The sequence below is a fragment of the Halorubrum sp. AS12 genome (assembly GCF_051122765.1).
GTDB lineage: Archaea > Halobacteriota > Halobacteria > Halobacteriales > Haloferacaceae > Halorubrum > Halorubrum trapanicum.
Genome location: NZ_CP185385.1, coordinates 697714 through 717292, shown reverse-complemented (window position 1 = coordinate 717292; position 19579 = coordinate 697714). Strand labels below are relative to the sequence as shown.

Genomic DNA, 19579 nt, shown 5'->3' with positions numbered 1-19579 from the left:
CGATGCTCTCCCGTCGGGCGCTGCTCGGCTCGGGCGTCGCCGGTTTCGGCGGTATCGCCGGCTGTGTCGGCGACGCACCGAGTACCGATTCCGACGCAGACGACACCGACGGCGACACCGACGCTGGCGCCGACGGAGACGCGGCCGGGAACGGGAGAGACGCCGACCCCACGCGGATCGGGTTCGTCGGCGACATGATGCTCGGGCGCAGCGTCGCCGACCGCTGGGCCGAAGGCGACGATCCCGGTGCCGTCTGGGGACGACGCTCCCGCGGCTCCGCGAACTCGACGCGCTCGTCGGGAACCTGGAGTGTTGCGTCTCCGACCGCGGCGAGCGCTGGCCGGACAAGACCTACTACTTCCGAGCGCCGCCGTCGTTCGCGGCCCCCGCGCTGAAGGCGGCGGGGGCGTCGTTCGTCTCGCTCGCCAACAACCACGTCCTCGACTATCGCGAGCCGGCGCTCCGCGACACGCGTCGACACCTCGCGGACGCGGGTATCTCCCGCGCGGGCGCTGGAACGAACGCCGACGAGGCGCTCGAACCCGCGACGTTCGAGGCGGGCGACCTCACCGTGGCCGCGTTCGGTCTCACCGATCAGTCGACCGCGTTCGCGGCGACCGACGACGGCCCGGGCACCGCGCTGGCGCGGCTCGACCCCGCCGTGCGCGAGACCCGCGCCCTCGTCGGCGACGCCCTCGACCGGGTCGCCGACCGCGATCCGGACCTGGTCGTCGCCTCGCTCCACTGGGGATCGAACTGGGAGACCGAACCCCGCCGGGTCCACGAGCGGTTCGGCCGGTGGCTCGTCGATCAGGGGGTCGACGTGGTCCACGGCCACAGCGCGCACGTCCTCCAGGGCGTCGAGGTGTACGAGGGCCGACCGATCGTCTACGACGCGGGCGACTTCGTCGACGACTACGTCAGCTACCGCGACCGCGAGGGCGTCCGCAACAAGCGGAGCGCACTGTTCGAGCTGGTCGTTCGCGACGGCGACCTCACCGCGCTCGACGTCACGCCGACCGAGATCGTCGACGAGACCGCGACCCTCGCAGACGGAGAAGTCGCCGAGTGGGTGCGGGAGACGGTCGCCGAGCGCTCCGCGCCGTACGACACGGCGGTCGAGGGGATCGACGGCGAGCGCGACGACGGCCGACTCCGGATCCCGCTGGGCGGGGAGTAACCCGCAGCGCCGTCCAACGTCTCGGCGGCGTCGATCCCCTCAATCCCCAGACGGCTCGGGCTTCCGGATCCCCACGGCGGCTGCTGGGGTCCAAACCCTATTTGGTCCGATGCTCCAAGTGTGCCCGTGACGAACACCAACCGCGAGTGGATCTTCGCCGAGCGACCCGAAGGCGAACCGGACATGGACAGCTTCGAACTGCGCGAGACCGACGTACCCTCTCCCGACCCCGGCGAGCTCCTCGTTCGAATCCGGTACCTCTCGGTCGACCCGTACATGCGCGGCCGGATGCGCGACGCCGAGTCGTACGCCGAGCCGTGGGACGTGGGCGATACGCTCAAGGGCGGCGTCGTCGGCGAAGTGGTCGAGAGCGCGAGCGACGCGTACGACGCGGGCGACCTCGTGACCGGCGAGGGGCGCTGGGCCGACTACGCGACCGTCGACGCCGACGACGTCGCGCCCGTCGATCCGACGGTCGCTGACCCCGAGGCGTACCTCGGCGTCCTCGGGATGCCCGGCCGGACCGCCTACTTCGGTCTCCTCGAAGTGGGCGAACCCAAGCCCGGCGACACGGTCGTCGTCTCCGGCGCGGCGGGCGCTGTCGGCTCCGTCGTCGGCCAGATCGCGAAGCGCAACGGCTGCCGCGTGGTCGGCTTCGCCGGCAGCGACGAGAAGACCGACTGGCTCACCGACGACCTCGGCTTCGACGCCGCGATCAACTACAAGGAGACCGACGACTACCGCGCCGCGCTCGACGAGGCGGCGCCCGACGGCGTCGACGTGTACTTCGACAACGTCGGCGGCCCGATCACGGACGCCGTGTTCACGAAGCTCAACCTCGACGCGCGCGTCGCGGTCTGCGGCCAGATCGCCCACTACAACGACGAGGGTGTCCCGACCGGGCCGCGGAAGCTCCCGCAGCTGATCTCCGTGCGAGCGAAGGTCGAAGGACTGCTCGTCGGCGACTTCGCCACCCGGTTCGGCGAGGCGAGCGAGCGCCTCGCCCGCTGGGTCGCGAGCGGCGACCTCGAACACCGCGAGACGGTCGTGGAGGGGCTGGAGAACGCGCCCGACGCCTTCCTCGGGCTGTTCTCCGGCGACAACATCGGTAAGCAGGTGGTGCGGGTGTCGGCCGCGGACGGGGAGTGAGACAGCTCCGCCGCCGTCACTCGACGGAGGCGGGCACGGGCCGCTCCTCTCCCGAGACGTGCGCCTCGGAGTGGTAGAACGCCTCTCCGGTCTCGGCGTCGAACAGGTGGAGCCGGGCGGGGTCGTACGTGACCGACACCGTCTCGCCGGCGCCGACGTCCGTCCGCGGCGCCGCCTGGACGTTACACGACGCGTCCCCGATCGAGCAGTGTAAGAGCAGGCTGTCTCCGAGTGGCTCCCGCACGTTCACCGTCGCGTCGATCCGCGGCAGCCCGTCGTCCGTCCGCGGGTCCGGGAGGCGGAAGTCCTCCGGGCGAACGCCGAGGACGGCGCGCCGACCGTCGTCGAGCGACGCCTCGCCGACGCCGTTTCGGTCGGTCACAACCGGATCGTCCGCGTCCGCGAGCGGGAGCGGGATATCGAACGCGTCGTGAACGGCGCGGCCGTCCTCGACGTCGACGGGGATCATGTTCATCGCGGGGTCGCCGATGAACTCGGCGACGAACCGGTTCGCCGGGAAGTCGTACAGCCGCTGCGGCTCGTCGACCTGCATGATTCCCCCTCGTTCATGACGACGACCCGCTCGCCGAGCGTCATCGCCTCCGTCTGGTCGTGGGTGACGTAGACGGTCGTCGTTCCGAGCGTCGAGTGGAGCCGGGCCAGCTCGGCGCGCATCTCGATCCGGAGCTTCGCGTCGAGGTTGCTCAGCGGCTCGTCCATCAGGAAGGCGTCCGGATCGCGGACGATGGCGCGGCCGAGCGCCACGCGCTGTCGCTCGCCGCCCGACAGCGCCTCGGGCTTGCGGTCGAGGAGGTCGGCGATGTCGAGGGTGTCGGCCGCCTCCGCGACGCGGCGCTCGATCTCCTCGTCGCCGAAGTCGCCGCTGGACTTCATCCCGAAGGTAATGTTGCGCCGCCCGGTCATGTGCGGGTACAGCGCGTAGTTCTGGAACACCATTGCGACGTTCCGGTCCTTCGGTTCGACGGCGGTGACGTCCCGGCCGTCCATCTCGATCCGGCCGTCGGTCGCCGATTCGAGACCGGCGAGCAGGCGCAGCGTCGTGCTCTTGCCGCAGCCGCTCGGGCCGACGATGACGAGGAACTCCCCGTCCTTGACGTCGAGGTCGATACCGTCGACGGCGACCACGTCGTCGAACTTCTTTCGCAGGTTCCGTAGTGTTACTGTCGTCATTGTTACTTTTGTTGGATGTTGAACGTCTTCAGGAGCGGTTTGCGGAACACGATCATCAACAGTAGCGGCGGCAAAAGCGTCAGCGTCGAGCCAGCCATCACGAGCGACCACGAGAGCTGGCCGCCCTGAACGTCGCCCTGGAGCAGCTGGAGTCCGACCTGCGCGACCTGATTGGCCTCGGAGTCGATGATGATCAGCGGCCAGAGGTACTGGTTCCACGCGTAGACGAACATGATGATCGAGACGCCGACGAGGACCCCCTTCGACATCGGCAGCAGCACGAACAGCATGAACCGGAGCGGGCCGACGCCGTCGAGCTTCGCCGTCTCGACGATCGAGGCCGGGATCGACAGGAAGTGCTGGCGCAGGATGAACACGGTCGTGGCGCTCGCGACGTACGGGACGGTGATCGCGAGGATCGTGTTGCTCCACCCGAGGTCGTTCATCAGCTGAAACAGCGGAACGAACCGCACGGGGACGGGCAGGAGAAGCGTGAACAGGATGAACAGGAACACGAGGTCCTTGTACGGAATTCGGTAGTAGACGACCGCCATCGCCGCGAACACGGAGATGACGAGCTTGCCGACGACGATCACGAGCGACATCGCCAGCGAGTTCCACATGAACCGGCCGAACCGGTAGTCGACCAGCGCCTCGCGGTAGTTCTCGACGGCGTAGCTTCCGGGCAGCAGGTCGCCGAGGCTTGTCACGACGCCCGTCTCTTTGGTGCTGACGATCACCGCGACGGCGACGGGGAACACGACCGCGAGGGCGAGCACCCACAGCTGGAGGTGCGTCCCCGGACTCGCGCCGCGGACGGTCTCGGTCGACCGGTCGCGCCGGAGCGCGTCGGCCCCTCGTTTCGCGTACTGGAGTAGCGCCGGCATCTCAGGCACCGTAGTAGGAGTACTCGTCGGTCACTCGGAACTGTACGAGCATCAGCGCGCCCACGACGAGGAACAGCACGACCGACTTCGCCGAGGCGACGCCGAAGTTGAAAAAGGAGAACCCCTCCTGGTACAGATCGAAGATCAGGATGTTCGTCGCGTTCGACGGGCCGCCGCTCGTGAGGAGGTCGACGAACGCGAACGTGCTGAAGAACGCGTAGATGGTGTTGATGACGACGAGGAAGAACAGCGTCGGCGTCATGATCGGCACGTACACCGAGACGAGCCGCCGGAGGCCGCTCACGCCGTCGAGTTCGGCGGTCTCCGTGAGGGTGTCGGGGACGTTGTTCATCGCCGCGATCATGAAGATAACGTTGTAGCCGATCTGCTTCCAGATTGCCGCGAGCGCGACGACGACGAACGCCTGCGGGCCGTCGTTGAACCAGTCGACGTCGACGCCGAGCGCCTCTATCGGCCCGGTCAACACGCCGAGAGTCGGGTGCGCGATGAACAGGAACACCAGCGCCCCGACCGCGGGTGGGAGCGCGTACGGCCAGATCACGCTGATCAGGTACACCCCCTGTCCGGTGTCCACCTCGTGGATGAGGAAGGTGAGGTACAGGGAGACGGCTATGACGCCGATCACGACGACGGCGGCGAACAGCACAGAGAGCAGCACGCTCGAATGGTACCCCGAATCGGTCACCAGCGCGGCGTAGTTCTCCAGCCCGACGAACTCGTCGCCTCCCCCGAACCCGGAGTCGAAGAAGCTGGTCCGCACGGCCATCGCCGTCGGGTAGTACAGGAAGACGACCGAGACGAGCAGCGTCGGCAACAGCAGCAGCCCGGACTCGATCCGGCTGTCGAAAATCTCGCGCGTTGACATGCGTGTACCCTCGTGGTCAGTCGTAGTACTCGGCCAGCACGTCGTCGACCTCCGCTTTGAGCGACTCGATCTCGCCGCCGATATCGTCCGCGTTCAGGATGTCCACCGACTTGTCCTGAATCACCGTCTGGACGTTCCGCGCCGGACCGAGGAGCGCCCGCTTGGTCGCCGGGTCGCTCGCGTCGCCGTTCTGGAGCTGATCGAGCGCGACCCCGTACATCGGGTTCTCCTCGAACCACCCCTCCTCGCGGAGCGCGTCGACCGACGGCTGCGTGATCGGGTAGTAGCCCGACCCCTTGTGCCACTCCGTCTGGACTTCCGGCTGGGACATGTACTCGAGCAGTCGACCGATGTCCTCGTACCGTTCCTCGGGCAGCCCGTCGGGGACGTAGAAGGACGCGCCGCCGATCACCGGTCCCACGCGGGTCTCGCTGATGCTCGGGTACGGGGCCGCGTCGACCGTGAAGTCCTCGGAGTCGGCTATCAGGCCGGCGACCGACGCGGTGCTGGTGAGCACCATCGCGGCCTCCTGCTCGACGAACAGCGAGGTCGCCTCGCCCCACGCCTCGATCCCTGGGTTCGTGTAGAGACCGTCGTCGGCCATCCCCTTCCACCACTCGTAGAGGTCGTACGCCGCGTCGGGGGTCCGGAACTCGGTCGGGGTCCCAGCGTGGCCGTTCTCCGCGTCCGTCAGCAGCTCGCCCTCGAACCCGTACCACGTCTCGACGAACCACACGTGGTTCGGCCAGGTGATCCCGTACTGCGTCACGTCCTGGTCGACGAGCTGCTCCGACGCGCTGCGCACCTCGGCCAGCGTCCGCGGCGGATCATCGGGGTCCAGCCCGGCCGCCTCGAAAGCGTCCCGGTTGATGTACATGATCGCGTTCGAGTTGTTGAACGGGAGCGAGGCGAGCTCGCCGTCGACGGTGAAGAACTCCGCGACGTTGTCGAGGAAGACGTCGGCGTCGAACTCGTCGGGGAGGATCTCCTCGACCGGCCGCACCTGATCCGTGTCGAGCACCTGCTGGGCGAACAGCGAGTCCACCTGGAGCATGTCCGAGACGTTCCCTGAGTCGAACGCCGAGAGGGTGTTCGTCAGGACGTTCTCGTAGGAGTCCTGGAACTCCATGTTCACGCCCGTCCCGGACTGCTCTTCGAAGTCCGCGGCGATCCCGTCGAGGGTCTCGCCGTTCGTCCCGCCCATCGCGTGCCAGACGGTGAGCTCCTCGTTGATCGGCGAGAACTGCGCGCCGCCGCTACTCCCGCCGCCCAGACAGCCCGCCAGTCCGGTGGCTGCCGCGAGCGCGGCCCCTGTCGTCGCAAGCGTGTTTCGACGTGAGACTCCGGTCGGCTCCTCGGTGTGTTGCGCCATACACGTCCGGGTTCCCGAACATCCGGTATAACCGCTGCTAATAGGGGTACGTGGCGCTACGAGCCGGTTCGTGGAACTATATACCGATACGTGCGGCCCGGTAGCAGTTACGAGGCGTTCGAAGCCGCGGACGCCGACCGCTCACTCGCGGACGAGCGTCGAGTAGTCGGCGATGAGTCCGTCGACGCCGGCGTCGAGCAGCCGGTCCGCCCGGTACCACGAGTCGACCGTCCAGGCGTTGACCGCCCAGCCGCGGTCCCGCGCCGTCCGCACCAGGTCTGTCCCGCCGAAGCGCGCGTCGTCGAAGAACGGCGTGCCGGGGACCATCGCCGCGGGCGGGTGGACCGCGTCGGCGTCGTACGCCTCGGCGATCGCGACCCCGTCCGCGACCGACTCCCACAGGATCGGCGCGAGCGACGCGGTCGACCGCTCGGAGGCGACGGCGAGCGCCGCCTCGTAGAACGACGAGAAGAGGACTTCGTGGTCGTGTCCGTCGAGGATTTCGACCACTCGCTCGACGAACGGTCGCCAGACGGACCGCTGCGCTTCGAGGGCGTCCTCGTCGAGTTTCTCGGCGAACCGGAGGGAGGTACTTCCCGGGTTCTTCAGTTCGACGTTGACGCCGACGTCCGCCGGGATCGATTCGAGCAGCTCCCCGAGCCGCGGCACCGTCTCCCCGCTCCGGAGCACTTCCGCGCTCGTGACGGTCTCCGTGTCAGTCTCCCAGACCACGCCCGTCTCGTCGGTGAGTCCCAGCCCGTCGTCGCGGCCCGAGAGCTCGTCGTCGTGGAACGCCACCACGTCGCCGTCGGCGGTCGGCACGACGTCGACCTCGACGAGGTCGGCGCGGCGTCCGGGTCCCTCCTCGCGGGTCGCCGCCCGCGCCGCCGCGCGCGTGTTCTCCGGGTTCTCCCCCGCGAATCCCCGATGGGCGATCAGCGTCGGGTCGGTCGTCCGTTCGGGGGACTCGCCGGCGGACGCCGAGTCCGTCCCGCCGTCGGTCCGGGGGCGCGAGACGGACGCGACCCCGACGGCCCCCGCCGCCGCGGTCGCGGTCCCCAGCAGCAGGGCGCGCCGTCGCCGGGAGCCGAGGGCAGCCCCGAACCCGCCGGTCGCGTCTCGCTCCCTGCCAGAGGCCGCGTCGACCGCATGGGACGAACTCGACGAACCACACACCGGACACCCGAGACGAGGGACCTCCGTCATGGTTCGGTCACCGTGCGCCGCGCTGATAGCTACTGGTATGTGCGCTATTGAGCGATACGTATCTGTGGCTGTCCTCGCGACTGCCGCGGTTCAAATCCGCTCCTGCTCTCTCGCTCAGTCGCTACGCTCCTTCGCTCAGTGCGCGGGACCGGATTCGAACCGGCGGACCCCTACGGGATAGCGTCCTAAGCGCTACGCCTTTGGCCTGGCTCGGCAACCCGCGCGCAGACTGAGGTAAGCGAAACCGACTCAAGAACCTGACGAACCGCCAGGAGCGACGCGATTTATAAACAACTGCGGTGGCGCGTGCCGACGAGCGCCCGTAGGGCGCGAGTCGCACGCGCGAGGGACGCCGCGAGCGACCGGAGGGAGCGAGCGGCAGCGAGGCGCGACGCGCCTCTGGAAGCCGGCGGCTCCGCCGCCGGCGACGAGGCTGGGGAGGTGTGAGGCTGTTGTGCGGGGCGGGACTCAAAGGGGCGGCCGCGAGGGCGAAGACGCGCGACGCAAGGACCACAGGAGCGAACGGAGTGAGCGACGAGGACCGCAGCGAGCGCATCGAGCCCTCGCGGCCGGGGCTTTGGAGGTGGTCACCGCGCGAGTATCCTCTTATAAATGACCGGCTGAGTCTGCGAAGGGAGTCACCGCACCGTGAACGACTTATCAGCAGTACTCACAGCCGCAGTACGCGTCACAGACCGGGTTGTCGCAGTCGGCGCCGCGGGCCGAGCAGTGTTCCCGACCGTGTCGGATCAGGAGGACGTGAAGCGGGTAGATCAGCTCGTCGGGGACCTGCTCGTCTAACACCTCGTGTGCGCGCTCGTTCGAGGCCGACTCCGGCACCAGCCCGAACCGCTTCGAGACGCGCTCGACGTGGGTGTCGACCGCCATCGTCGGCTTCCCGAAGTGGAAGTTCAACACGACGCTGGCGGTCTTCGGGCCGACGCCCTTGATCTCCGTCAACCAGTCTTTCGCGTCGTCGGTCGCCATCGCGTCGAGGAACGCCAGCGAGTACGCGCCGCCCGTCTGCTCGCGGATCGCGGTCAGCGCGCGCTGGATCCGTGCGGCCTTCTGGTCCGGCAGCCCGGCCACCCGGATCGTCTCCTTCAGTTCCTCGTGATCGGCCGCCTCGATGGCCGCGAAGTCGTCGTAGCGGTCGAACAGCGCCTCCGAGGCCCGCCGGGTGTTCTCGTCGGCGACGTTCTGCGAGAGGATCGTCGTCACCAGCTGGCGGACGCCCTCGCCCGGTTCGGCGGTCGGGTCCGCCCCGTGTTCGGCGGTCCGGTCGACCGGGTCGTACAGCGACACGAGGTCGTCGTGAAGCGCCCGAACCCGCGTCTCGTCCCACGTCTGCGTCGACATACGCGCGCTACGTGCGCGGTCGACTTCAGGGCGGCGGACGCGGTCGGAACCGCGCCGGAGCGGCGGACGCAGTTGGAACCGCGCCGGAGCGGCGGACGCGGTCGTTTATATACCTCCCTCGACTACCCCGGCGCGTGTACCGCGCGAGCGACCGAGTCGACAACGAGGCGTGGATCGAACTCCTCGAAGAGGCGTGCGTCTCGCTCGAATCTGGACGAGGAGACGCGCTCGACCGCGGTCGATCTCTTCCTCTCGCGCGCCCCCGACGACGACCGCGGGAAGCGCGTCGCCGCCGCCGCCAGCCTCTACGCCGCCGGCCTGATCCGCGGCGAGGAGCGCTCGCAGTCCGCCGTCGCCGACGCGATGGACGTCTCGCGGCTCTCGGTCCAGAAGCGCTGGAAGCCCATTCTCGAAGACGCCGGCTTCTCGCCCCCATCGTGGTGAGTCCTGGCTATGTCGGGTGACTGCCCTCCTTCCGCGGTGAGTCCCGGATACGCCGGATAACGACCCTCTCCAGCGGTGTTCCCTTGGATCTCTCGACAGCGACAGATTTATTATCCAACGTAAAGTGTCCTTTACTGTAAAGCGAGCTTTACACAGGTTTCGCGCTCGCTTTACCCTCCACCATGAGCGAACACACGACCTCCGCAACGACTCGGCCCTCCACCCGAAAACGGTACAAACGCGTCGCGTACGCCTTACTCGGCGCCGGCATCCTCGCGCTGTGGATCGGTATCGCCCTCGACCGGTTCGTCCTCGGCGTCGCCTGCTACTGGGCCGGCGGCATCGGCATGGGACTCGTCCAGCGATTCAGCCCGGTCGAGCTGTACGACGAGCGAGACATCACCATCGAGCGCAAGGCCAGCCAGAACACGATGAACGTCTTCGCGTACGTGTTCATCCTCGGGACGCCCGGCGGACTCGCGTTAGAGGAGAGCGGCGTCGTCACGCTCCCCGGAGAGTTCTACGGCGCGACGTGGACTCTCTTCGCGGTCTTCGTCGTTTTCGGCGCGTCCGTCCTCTACCACAAGTACCGGTCATGAGAAACGACATCAGCGACCGGCGCGCGGAGACCGGCGAGAGTCAGGCCGACCTCGCCGCCGCCATCGGGGTCACGCGCCAGACGATCAACGCGATCGAACGCGAGCGCTACGACCCCTCGCTGGAGCTGGCCTTCAAGTTGGCCGACCACTTCGACTGCCGGATCGAGGACCTGTTCGAGCCGACAGACGAAGACGGTTAACAACTCTCACAGCCGACGGAAAACACTTGTAACCGGCCGGCGAACCGTAGAGACCGATGACCGGTCCCCCGACGCCGCGGCGGACTCCCCGCCGCCGACCGTTCTTAGCGGCGCTCGCGACGAGTGGTCTCGCGGCCCTCACCGGTTGTGCCTCCGAGTCGGGGCCGACGCCCGAGACCGATCCCTCCTCCGGCTCGCCGGTCGAAGTGCTCCACAACTGGACGTCCGGTCCCAACATGCTCGCGAGCGAGTCGTTCGCCGCGGCGTTCCGCGAGGCCCACCCGTCGGTTCCGACGGACGTGCGACCCGTCGCGGACGCCGACGTCGACGACCTCCTCGTGCGGCGCGTCGAGGGGGGCGACCCGCCCGGGACCGTCGGAACTGTTCCGGGGGAGAATCTGGCTCCCTTCGACGACTCGCTGGCGACGGTCGACGACGTGTGGACCGGAGAACTGACCGACGCTCATCCCCCGCTCGCTCGCGAGGTGTGCCGTCGGGACGGCGCCTATCGAGCCGTTCCGGTCGCTGCCTTCCGGGTCGACACCGTCTACTACAACGTCGATATCCTCGACGACGTCGGCGTCGCTCCCGCCTCGCTCTCGTCCGTCGACGGGCTCCTCGCGGCCGCCGAGGCCGTCGCGGCGTCGTCGTCGACTGACGCGCGACCGCTCGGCCACGCGCTCGGCCGGCCGCGGCCCACGCTCCAGCTGTTCGCCGCTCTGCTCGCCACCGTCGACCCCGAGGCCTACCGCGGGTTCATCTCGGGCGGCGAGCCTCGATCCGCCGTCCGCGAGGCGGTGGCGGCGACGTCGCGGCTCCTCTCCGCCGTCGGAGACGACGCGGCCGACGTCCAGATCGAAGCGGGCCGTCGGGTCGGAAGCGGTGCGGCGGCCGTCGTCCAATCCGGCTCGTGGCTGTCGGCGTCCCTCCGGCGCGCCGGGTTCGGACACCGGAGCGAAGCGGGGACGGGGAGTTGGGGAGTCGTCGGTCTCGGCGACGCTCCGGTCGTCTTGTACGACGCGTTCGTCCCGCCGGCGGGATCCCCCTCGCCCGAGGGAGCCGCCGCGTGGCTCGCGTTCGCGGGGTCCGAGACCGGTCAGGTCGCGTTCAACAGCCTGCCGTCGGCGGCGGCCCGTCCGGACCCCTCCCCCGAAGAGCGGGAGACCCCGCCCGTACCGCGGGGGTCTATCCCACCGCGGACCGACGTCTCGCCCGACCGGTTCGAGCCGCCGCTGACGACCGTCACACGATCATACCGCGACGCGGACGAGCGCCTACCGTCGATGGCCCACGGGCTGGCGTTCCCGCCCGCGACGCTCGGCGCGCTGCTCGAAACGGTCGACGAACGGCTGGTGAGCGCCGAGACCGTCGACGTCGGCGCGGCGACCGACGCGCTCGTCGCGGCTGTCACCGACGCGTGACCCTACACACTCCGGACTTTCCGCCGCACTCTTCCGCTCCTACCGTGGCGTCGCCACGACGCCGAGGTGATCCTCGTGATATCGGTCGAGCCGCCGCGTCTCCAGAATCTCGTAGGTCTCCCGGAGCCGGTCGAGCGCCCCTTCGAACACCGTCTCCGGGGCGGCCGTCACGTCCTCGCTGCGCGCTTTGACCGCCAACAGGAGCCGGCCGTCGTCGGCCAGGAACTCCGCGTTGCGGACGGCCACGTCTGCCTGCCCGCGTGTGGCAACGTCCTGAACGATCGCGTCGACGTCGGTCTCGACGACGTGCGCGTACGTCTCCGGCTTCCGCGCGTCCTTGAGCAGCGGGAACAGTCGGTTGCGGGACGCGGCGGCGTCGAGCAGGTCACGCGCTGGCCGCGGCGCGAACTCGACCGCGTAGGTGGGACCGGCGAAGTCGGCGACGTGGCTGACCGTCGTGCCGCTCGCGGCGCCGAGGTAGAGGACCGTCTCGCCGCCAGCCAGCCCCGTCTCCAACCCCAGTTCGAGCATCCCGCCGAGCTTCGAGCGCTCGGGGTCCCACGCGCGCCAGCCGTCGGCGGTCGGCTCGCCGTACACCGGCTCGCCCCGGGTCGCCAGCCGCCGCGTTCCGTCTATCTCGCGGCGTTCGACGCCGTCGGGGAGGTCGGCGTCACTCATCGTCGGACCCTCCGTCGGTCGTCGCTTCGTCGTCCTCACTGTCGCTATCCCTTTCGTCGTCCGCCCGCGCCCGGATCGTCGCCATTCGCTCGCGGAGGTCGTCGTGGAGGCGCTCGCGTCGCTCGCCGGCGTAGTGGTCCGCGCGGGCCGCGAGCGTCAGCTTCCCGGCGAGCGCACGCGCGGCAGACCCTCGATCCTCGGGCCGCGTCCCCCGAACGAACTCGTGGGTGTAGATGATCCCGTGTTTCGGCGAGGGGGCCCGCCCCGAGAGGTGTGCGAACAGCGCGTCCTCGGCGCCGAGCACCTGAACCGTCCCGGACGGCTTCTTCGCGAGGGGTTCCAGTCCGCCCGCGAGCGCGATCAGCCGCGCGGCGAGTTCCGGCTCGGCCATCTCGGTGAGGTTCGGCGCGACCGCGGGCGCGATCCGCCCGATGGTCTCGGCGAGCGTCGCCCGCTCGTCGTCGAGTTCGACGGCGCGCTCGGCGAGGGAGACCGCCCGCCGCTCGACCTCGCTTTCCGGCTCTCGCGCCGCAATCGCCCGGGCGCCTTCGATTCCCGGGTCGACCTCGTCGAAGAGGCTCCCGCCCCACTCGACGGCGCGCTCGGCGAGTTCGTTGGCGACGCGCTCGCAGTCGTCCATGGCCCGCACCGCGTGGATCAGCTGCGCGTCGTCGGCGCGCTCGCGCTCGCGGACCGCCTCTCGGGTCGCGCGCGTCGTCGCGGCCTTGAGCCGGTCGTAGTACTCGTCCGTGTCGTCCGCGAACCCGGTCTCGACGGCGCGTGCCGGCCAGTCGGCGGGCGACGCGGCGGTCCCGTCGCGAACCCGCGCCGCGGTCGCGTCGTCGTCACTCTCCGTCTCGATGTCGTTCCCGTCGGCCGCCTCCGACGGAAGTGTCTCGAACCAGCCGCCCCCGCCGTCGGACGCCGCGTTCGCGTCCGGTCCGGCGTCGGTGTCGCTCATTGCCGGCGGCTACTCGCCCCGCCGGTATAGACGTTCCCGATGCGACTGGCGGTCACTCGCCCCGCGTCCCGCTCGCGCGGGTCCGGAGTTCATGCGGGTCCGGAGTTCATGCGGGTCCGGCGGTCATGCGGGTCCGGCGGTCACGCCGCCGCGTCGGCTTCGACGGTTTCGTCGGTCTCGTCGCCGTCTGCCTCGTCCTCGTTACCGTCCGCGAACACGCCGCCGGCGCCGGACTTCAGTTCGGAGAGCGTCGCGCCCGCCAGTCCGCCCAGCGCGCCGCCGGTACTGGCCGCGTTCCGGCTCCACAGTCCGCCGACCGCGGCGCCCACAGCGGCGCCCACGGCCGCGTACTTCGCCCTGTCGACCGCGTTTCGGATTCGTCCCATACCTCCTATATCTTGTCGATTCATAAAAATGTGTCTGCGAAAACCACGGATTAGGGTGGTCGACGCGGGTGGACCGATCGATGCGGTTGCCGTCGCTCCGCCTTACTGGAGCCGCTTCGTCGTCTCCACGAGGGGGTGTCGCGCGTAGTCGACGATCTCGATGTCGTCGACGGCGCGAAGCCCCTCCTTCTCGGCGGTCTTCGCCATTCCCAGGTCGACCGGCGTCTGCGGGACGATCACGTACGCGTCCATCGTCTCGATGCCGGCCTCGCGGGCGGCCATGGCCCGGTGGTGGCCGTCGGCGAGGTAGAGCGTGCCGTCGTTGTCGATGACGACGAGCGGCTCCGCCAGCCCGTGTTCCAGCTCGTACTGTCGCCCCTCCAGTTCGTCGGCGTACACCCGCGCCTGCGTCGGGGTCAGGGCCGCGATCTCCACCTCGCGGCGCTCCTCGTCGAGTTCGACGCCGTGGATCTGCGAGAGGGTTCGCATCAGCTTCCCGACCTTGCCGGGTGTCGCCCGTTCGATCTGCGAGCGGACCACGTCGGTGTTCGAGATGATCCCGACGAGGTTGTCGGCGTCGTCGACGACCGGGAGCCGCTGGATGCCGGAGCGTAGGATCACCCGCGCGGCGTCGGTCACTTTCATGTCCGGGTGCGCGACGATCAGGTCCTCCGTCATCACCGTGAACACGGGGGCGTCGTCGTCCGCGAGCAGCAGGTCCCCGGCCGAGACGAACCCCTCGACGGTGCGGCCCTGCGTCACCGGGAACCCGTTGTGTCCGTCGCTGTCGGCCATGCGGCGCGCGACGGTCGTCACCGTCTCGTCCGGGCTGACCGTCTCCACCTCGCGGGTCATGTACTCCCCGACGGTCGGTTTCCCGCTCATCGTCTAGCGTAGACGCTCCCGGAATAAAAAGAAGGTGGCGCCCCCGGAGAGAAGGGCGGGACGGCGGGCCGCCGGAAGACGGGCGGGGCGGCGGCCCGCCGGAAGACGGGCGGGGCGGCAGCCCCGGGAGAGGGGGCGGGACGGCCGCTCAGCGGTGGGATGCGAGAACAGAGAAACCGCGAAGAGAAGCGGTACCGCTTACTGCGGACTCGGGCTGGACGGGCTGGAGACGTTGCTGTCCTTCAGCGTCGACCCCGTGATCGATTTCAGCCGGGAGACGAGCGAGTCCTTCTCGGTCTCGCCTTCGAGGGCGATGTCGAGGACCTCGCTGATGTGCGAGACGGGGATGATCTCGATCATCTCCTCGTACTCGTCTTCGATCATCACGTCCTGCTCGTTGGCCGCGGGACGATCACTCGGTCGCAACCGGCCTTCGCGGCCGCCTCGATCTTGTGGGTGACCCCGCCGACGGGGAGCACGTCGCCGCGGACCGAAAGCGAGCCGGTCATCGCGAGGCTCTGGTCGACGCCGACGTTCTCCAGCGCGGAGATGACGGCGGTCGCGACCGTGATCGAGGCGGAGTCGCCGTCGACGCCCTGCTGGCCCGTCTGGATGAACTGGATGTGGATGTCCTTCTCGGAGATGTTCTCGTCGGAGAACTTCTTGATGATCGCCGAGACGTTCTGGACCGACTCCTCGGCCATCTCCTTGAGCTGGCCGGTGGCGATCACCTGCCCGCCGCTCTGGGTCGGCGTCACCTCGGCCATCACCGGGAGCATGATCCCCGAGTCCTCGCCCATCACGGCGAGACCGTTGACGCGCCCGACGACGTAGCCGTCGGAGACCTGTAGCTCGTAGTCCTTCCGGCGCTCGATGTAGTCGTCGGCGAGCTGCTGTTCGATCGACCGCGAGCGGCCCTTCGCCTGAAGCACGTGGTCGCGGGTGGTGTAGTCGGCGTCCTCGCCGCGGGCGATGTCGCCCGCGACACGGACAAGTCCGCCGAGGTTCCGGAACAGCAGGGTGAGGTGGCCCTTCCGGCCGGAGCGGCGCTTGGCCTCGAGGATGACCTCCTCGACGGCCTCGGCCGTGAACTCCGGCAGGCGACCGTCCTTCGCGACCTCCTGGGCGATGAACCGGACGTACTTCCGGCGCATCTCCGGGGTGTCCTCGATGGTGTCCTCCATGTACACCTCGTAGCCGTACCCCTTGATACGGCTGCGGAGCGCCGGGTGCATGTTCTCCATCGCGTCGAGGTTCCCGGCCGCGATCATGACGAAGTCCGTCGGGACCGGCTCGGTCTGGACCATCGCGCCCGAGGAGCGCTCGGACTGACCCGTGATCGAGAACTCGCCCTCCTGGATCGCCGTCATGAGGTGCTGCTGGCTGCGGATGTCGAGCGTGTTGATCTCGTCGATGAACAGCACGCCCTTGTTCGCCTTGTGGATGGCGCCCGCCTCGACGCGGTCGTGGCTGGGCGTCTCCATCCCGCCGGACTGGAACGGGTCGTGCCGGACGTCGCCGAGCAGCGCGCCGGCGTGCGCGCCGGTGGCGTCGCGGAACGGCGCCGTCTTCGTGTCGCCGTTGTTCACCAGCAGGTTCGGGATCATCGCGTCCGACCCGCGGTTGAGGTACCGGAAGACGAGGTACACCACGCCGGCCGCGATGATGCCGACGAGGATCTGGCCGACGATGATGAGCGCGTAACCCAGCACGACGGCGATGATGATCCACATGAGGAGCGACCGCATCTGGTTGCGCTTGCGCGCCTCCTCGCGGTGCGCCTCGACGATCTGGTCGCCCTTACCGGCCGGCACCGTCCGCACCTTCGGCTTATTGCCGTCGTCGGGGTTGTGATACACTAAGACGTCCTGAAGCTCCTCTTTGGGGAGGAGTTCGGACATCGCCTTCGCCAGCATCGACTTCCCCGTCCCGGGCGAGCCGATCATCATCACGTGGCGGCGCTGTTTCGCCGCCTTGATGATCACGTCGCGGGCGTGTTCCTGCCCGATGACCTGGTCGACGAGCCGGTCGGGAATTTCGAGTTCGGCGGTCGTGTCGATCTTGAGTCCGCCGAGGAGGTCGTCCTCGTCGGGGTCCTCGTCGATATCGGCGCCCTCGACCTCGACGGTGCTGCCGAGCTCGTCGATCCCGCCGTCGTCGGCCGGATCGGCTGTCTCGCCGTTCCGGCTCCCGTCGGGACCCTCTCCGACGACTTCGCCGTCGTCGAACCCGTCCCCCTCGTCGACGACGACGCCGTCGTCCCAGGGTTCGTCCGCGCCGTCGGGGTCCGCTTCGTCGGGGTTCTCGTCGTCGGGGTCCGCGGCCGACTCCCCGCCGGAGTCCGCGACCGGGTCCTCGTCGACGCCGGGTTCGCTCGCCGGACCGTCGTCGGGCTCGGAGTCGCCGCTCGGGGCGTCCTCGCCGTCTCCCGCCGGATTCGAGTCGTCGACGCCGCCGTGGGGCGGTTCGTCGGGGTCGTCGGCCGTCGGGTCGTTCGTGTCCTTCTCGTTGCTCATAGAATCGAGTGTCGCTATCGAAAAGGACGGGTCGGCTACTGATATACTTTCTCCCCCGGAGGCACCACCCCGGTGGCATCAAACGCCGTTCTGAAGCCGTGTATCCGACGATCTCTCCCTGCGAGCGTTCCCACGGGGTTTATAAATGACGCCGACGGTACGTAGATTCATGCGGGGGTTTTACATCGGCCGGTATCAGCCGTTCCACGACGGTCACCAGCACATGGTGGAAGAGATCGCGGCGGAGGTCGACGAGCTCGTCCTGGGAATCGGCTCCGCCGGCGACTCCCACACCACGCGGAACCCCTTCACTGCCGGCGAGCGCGTGATGATGGTGACGAAGGCCGTCGAGGAGCTGGAGGCCACCACCTACGTGGTCCCCATCGAGGATCTCGACCGCAACTCCGTCTGGGTGAGCCACGTCCAGAGCATGACCCCGCGGTTCGACGTCGCGTACTCGAACAACCCGCTCGTGGTCCGACTGTTCGAGGAGGCCGGCGTCGAGGTGCGCCAGTCGCCGATGTTCCGCCGCGACGTGCTCGAGGGGACCGAACTCCGCGAGCGGATGATCCGCGGCCGCGACTGGGAGGGCCTCGTCCCCGACGCCGTCGTCGACGTGATCCGCGAGGTCGACGGCGTCGAGCGCATCCGCCGGATCGCCGAGACCGACGCGAACGGCGACGAACCCTCCGACGAATAGCCCGCCGCCGCCCGTTCCTTTTAAACCCACGCCGGACGCGGGTTCTGACATGATCACGCTCACCTCGGACTTCGGGTCGCCGTACCCCGCCGCGATGAAGGGAGTGATTCGCCGGCACACGAACGCCGAGATGATCGACGTCGCGCACGACCTGCCGCGCGGTGATCCCCGCGCGGCGGCCTTCTGGCTCCGGTTCGTCCTCCCGGAGTTCCCGCCGGCGGTCCACTGCGCCGTCGTCGACCCCGGCGTCGGCACCGACCGCGACGCCCTGGTCGTCCGCGCCGGCGCACACGTCCTCGTCGCGCCCGACAACGGACTCGCGATGCCGCCGGCCAGGGCGCTGGCGCCCGACGAGTCGGACGTCGAGGTTTGGACCATCGCGGTCGACGAGCCGGCGAGCGAGACGTTCCACGGCCGGGACGTGTTCGCCCCGACCGCGGCCCGCGTCCGGACCGCGCTCGACGACGACCTGGCGGCGCCGAACGGCGCTCCCGACGCCGACGCGGTCGCCGAGACGCTCGCGGCGATGGACGACCTGACGCCCGCGAGCGACCCGGTCGACATCCGGTTCCCGGAACCGACGGTCGAGCGCGACGGGGCGGGCGACGTGGTCGCCGTCGACGGCGAGGTGCTCGCGATCGACCGGTTCGGGAACGTGATCACCAACGTCCCGGGCGAACTGGTCCGCGGGCGCGACTGGATCCGCGTCGACGGCGACCTCACGCCGGTCGCGGAGACGTTCGGCGCCGTCGACCCCGGCGAGCGCCTCGTCACCGTCGGGAGCCACGGCTACGTCGAGTGCGACGTGAACGACGGGCGGGGCGACGGCGCGTTCGACCTCCGGCCGGGCGACTCGGTGAGGTTCGTCCCCGACAGCGTCAGCGTGTGAGTTTCGGGAAAATCGCCGCTACAGTTCGACTCCCGAGGGGATCAGGCTCTCGCCGCGGAGGAGGTTCCCCTCGTGGTCGTACACGAGGAAGGTGTCCTTGTCGTAGGCGACGAGCCGATCGCCGTCGACGTCGATCTCGACGCGATACCGGGCGTCGCCGTCGTCGGTGGCGTCGCGCGCGGCGTGGATGAAGGGGAGGACGTCGGTCGCCGTCTCGTTGAGTTCGAGGACGAAGTCGCCGGTGTACCGGTTGGTGACGCCGACGACGCCCTCCGGGTCGTCCGCCTCGCCCAGCGGCTCGCGGAGCCGGAAGGCGACGTCTATCTCGTCGGCCGTGAGCAGGTCGTCGCCGCCGTCGGCGTCGTCGCTCCCGCCCCCGGAGAGCCGCTCCCGGAGCAGCTCCTCCGGCCCGTGGAAGTCGATCCGCACCAGCGGGGGCGACCGGGAGTCGGCGTCGCTTCCGACGCCGTCGACGGTCAGATCGAAGTAGTCACGCCGCATTTCCTATCGAACGCTTTGCGGTCCGGCCGTATCAACGTAACGGGCGGATCGGCGGCGCGAGGTCGCCGCGACCCGGCTTCCGCGGCCGGCCGGCACCGAGGGGGACCGGATACGATGTCGCCGCTGATAATCGCCGGGGGTAGTTTAACTTCCCCCGCCACTACGTCCC

General features: G+C 69.2%; 16 protein-coding genes, 1 tRNA gene and 4 pseudogenes. 8 read left to right on the top strand and 13 right to left on the bottom strand.

Annotated elements, in window-relative coordinates; translation table 11 throughout:
• Positions 1 to 2: 2 nt before the first annotated feature.
• Both ACODNG_RS03655 and ACODNG_RS03650 read left to right on the top strand, forming a co-directional pair.
• Positions 3 to 1180, top strand: a pseudogene (locus tag ACODNG_RS03655) (CapA family protein).
• A gap of 126 nt (positions 1181 to 1306) precedes the next feature.
• Complete coding sequence (locus ACODNG_RS03650; protein WP_434522466.1) at positions 1307 to 2329, top strand: NADP-dependent oxidoreductase; 1023 nt, start codon at positions 1307 to 1309, stop codon at positions 2327 to 2329.
• A 16-nt stretch (positions 2330 to 2345) separates the two neighbouring features.
• On the opposite strand, the pseudogene ACODNG_RS03645 reads toward ACODNG_RS03650, so the two are convergent.
• The 7 genes and pseudogenes from ACODNG_RS03645 to ACODNG_RS03615 form a co-directional block, all read right to left on the bottom strand.
• Positions 2346 to 3520: pseudogene (locus tag ACODNG_RS03645) on the bottom strand (ABC transporter ATP-binding protein).
• Between the two features lie 2 nt (positions 3521 to 3522).
• Positions 3523 to 4407: a carbohydrate ABC transporter permease gene (locus ACODNG_RS03640; protein ID WP_434523051.1), complete on the bottom strand. Its 885-nt coding sequence runs from the start codon at positions 4405 to 4407 to the stop codon at positions 3523 to 3525.
• A 1-nt stretch (position 4408) separates the two neighbouring features.
• Positions 4409 to 5293 (bottom strand): carbohydrate ABC transporter permease, encoded by an 885-nt coding sequence (locus tag ACODNG_RS03635; RefSeq protein WP_434522465.1) that lies wholly within the window; start codon positions 5291 to 5293, stop codon positions 4409 to 4411.
• Positions 5294 to 5309: 16 nt separating this feature from the next.
• Complete coding sequence (locus ACODNG_RS03630; protein ID WP_434523050.1) at positions 5310 to 6497, bottom strand: ABC transporter substrate-binding protein; 1188 nt, start codon at positions 6495 to 6497, stop codon at positions 5310 to 5312.
• Between the two features lie 309 nt (positions 6498 to 6806).
• The gene (locus tag ACODNG_RS03625) at positions 6807 to 7871 is read right to left on the bottom strand and encodes a glycerophosphodiester phosphodiesterase (protein ID WP_434522464.1); all 1065 of its coding nucleotides are present in this window, start codon (positions 7869 to 7871) and stop codon (positions 6807 to 6809) included.
• A 139-nt stretch (positions 7872 to 8010) separates the two neighbouring features.
• Positions 8011 to 8095 (bottom strand) — tRNA-Leu (locus ACODNG_RS03620).
• Between the two features lie 436 nt (positions 8096 to 8531).
• A complete protein-coding gene (locus ACODNG_RS03615) occupies positions 8532 to 9230 on the bottom strand; it encodes an endonuclease III domain-containing protein (protein WP_434522463.1) in 699 nt (232 codons plus the stop codon).
• A 134-nt stretch (positions 9231 to 9364) separates the two neighbouring features.
• Here ACODNG_RS03615 and ACODNG_RS03610 point away from each other — a divergent pair.
• From ACODNG_RS03610 to ACODNG_RS03595, 4 genes and pseudogenes are all read left to right on the top strand, one after another.
• Positions 9365 to 9674 (top strand): annotated as a pseudogene (locus tag ACODNG_RS03610) (transcription initiation factor IIB family protein).
• 182 nt (positions 9675 to 9856) lie between these two features.
• Positions 9857 to 10273, top strand: a complete 417-nt coding sequence (locus tag ACODNG_RS03605; RefSeq protein WP_434522462.1) for a DUF2178 domain-containing protein — start codon at positions 9857 to 9859, stop codon at positions 10271 to 10273.
• Positions 10270 to 10473 carry a helix-turn-helix transcriptional regulator gene (locus ACODNG_RS03600; RefSeq protein ID WP_434522461.1) on the top strand — a complete coding sequence of 68 codons (204 nt, stop codon included), beginning with the start codon at positions 10270 to 10272 and terminating at the stop codon, positions 10471 to 10473. The genes ACODNG_RS03605 and ACODNG_RS03600 overlap by 4 nt, the downstream gene beginning before the upstream one ends.
• A 56-nt stretch (positions 10474 to 10529) precedes the next feature.
• Positions 10530 to 11894, top strand: coding sequence for an ABC transporter substrate-binding protein (locus tag ACODNG_RS03595; RefSeq protein ID WP_434522460.1), 1365 nt, complete (start codon positions 10530 to 10532; stop codon positions 11892 to 11894).
• A 39-nt stretch (positions 11895 to 11933) separates the two neighbouring features.
• Here the strand turns inward: ACODNG_RS03595 and ACODNG_RS03590 are convergent, their stop codons facing one another.
• The 5 genes and pseudogenes from ACODNG_RS03590 to lonB form a co-directional block, all read right to left on the bottom strand.
• Entirely contained in the window at positions 11934 to 12572 is a 639-nt protein-coding gene (locus ACODNG_RS03590; protein WP_434522459.1) for a fibrillarin-like rRNA/tRNA 2'-O-methyltransferase, read from the bottom strand.
• Complete coding sequence (locus ACODNG_RS03585; RefSeq protein ID WP_434522458.1) at positions 12565 to 13533, bottom strand: NOP5/NOP56 family protein; 969 nt, start codon at positions 13531 to 13533, stop codon at positions 12565 to 12567. The genes ACODNG_RS03590 and ACODNG_RS03585 overlap by 8 nt, the downstream gene beginning before the upstream one ends.
• Positions 13534 to 13673: 140 nt before the next feature.
• Positions 13674 to 13919 (bottom strand): hypothetical protein, encoded by a 246-nt coding sequence (locus ACODNG_RS03580; protein ID WP_434522457.1) that lies wholly within the window; start codon positions 13917 to 13919, stop codon positions 13674 to 13676.
• A 102-nt stretch (positions 13920 to 14021) separates the two neighbouring features.
• Complete coding sequence (locus ACODNG_RS03575; RefSeq protein WP_209546309.1) at positions 14022 to 14804, bottom strand: CBS domain-containing protein; 783 nt, start codon at positions 14802 to 14804, stop codon at positions 14022 to 14024.
• Between the two features lie 198 nt (positions 14805 to 15002).
• Positions 15003 to 17320 (bottom strand): annotated as a pseudogene (gene lonB / locus ACODNG_RS03570) (ATP-dependent protease LonB).
• A gap of 169 nt (positions 17321 to 17489) precedes the next feature.
• Here lonB and ACODNG_RS03565 point away from each other — a divergent pair.
• Together ACODNG_RS03565 and ACODNG_RS03560 are read left to right on the top strand one after the other, a co-directional pair.
• Positions 17490 to 18020: a nicotinamide-nucleotide adenylyltransferase gene (locus ACODNG_RS03565; RefSeq protein WP_209546300.1), complete on the top strand. Its 531-nt coding sequence runs from the start codon at positions 17490 to 17492 to the stop codon at positions 18018 to 18020.
• 49 nt (positions 18021 to 18069) lie between these two features.
• Positions 18070 to 18909, top strand: a complete 840-nt coding sequence (locus tag ACODNG_RS03560) for an SAM hydrolase/SAM-dependent halogenase family protein (RefSeq protein ID WP_434522456.1) — start codon at positions 18070 to 18072, stop codon at positions 18907 to 18909.
• A gap of 18 nt (positions 18910 to 18927) precedes the next feature.
• Here the strand turns inward: ACODNG_RS03560 and ACODNG_RS03555 are convergent, their stop codons facing one another.
• Complete coding sequence (locus tag ACODNG_RS03555; protein WP_209546296.1) at positions 18928 to 19410, bottom strand: DUF5793 family protein; 483 nt, start codon at positions 19408 to 19410, stop codon at positions 18928 to 18930.
• Between the last annotated feature and the right edge of the window lie 169 nt (positions 19411 to 19579).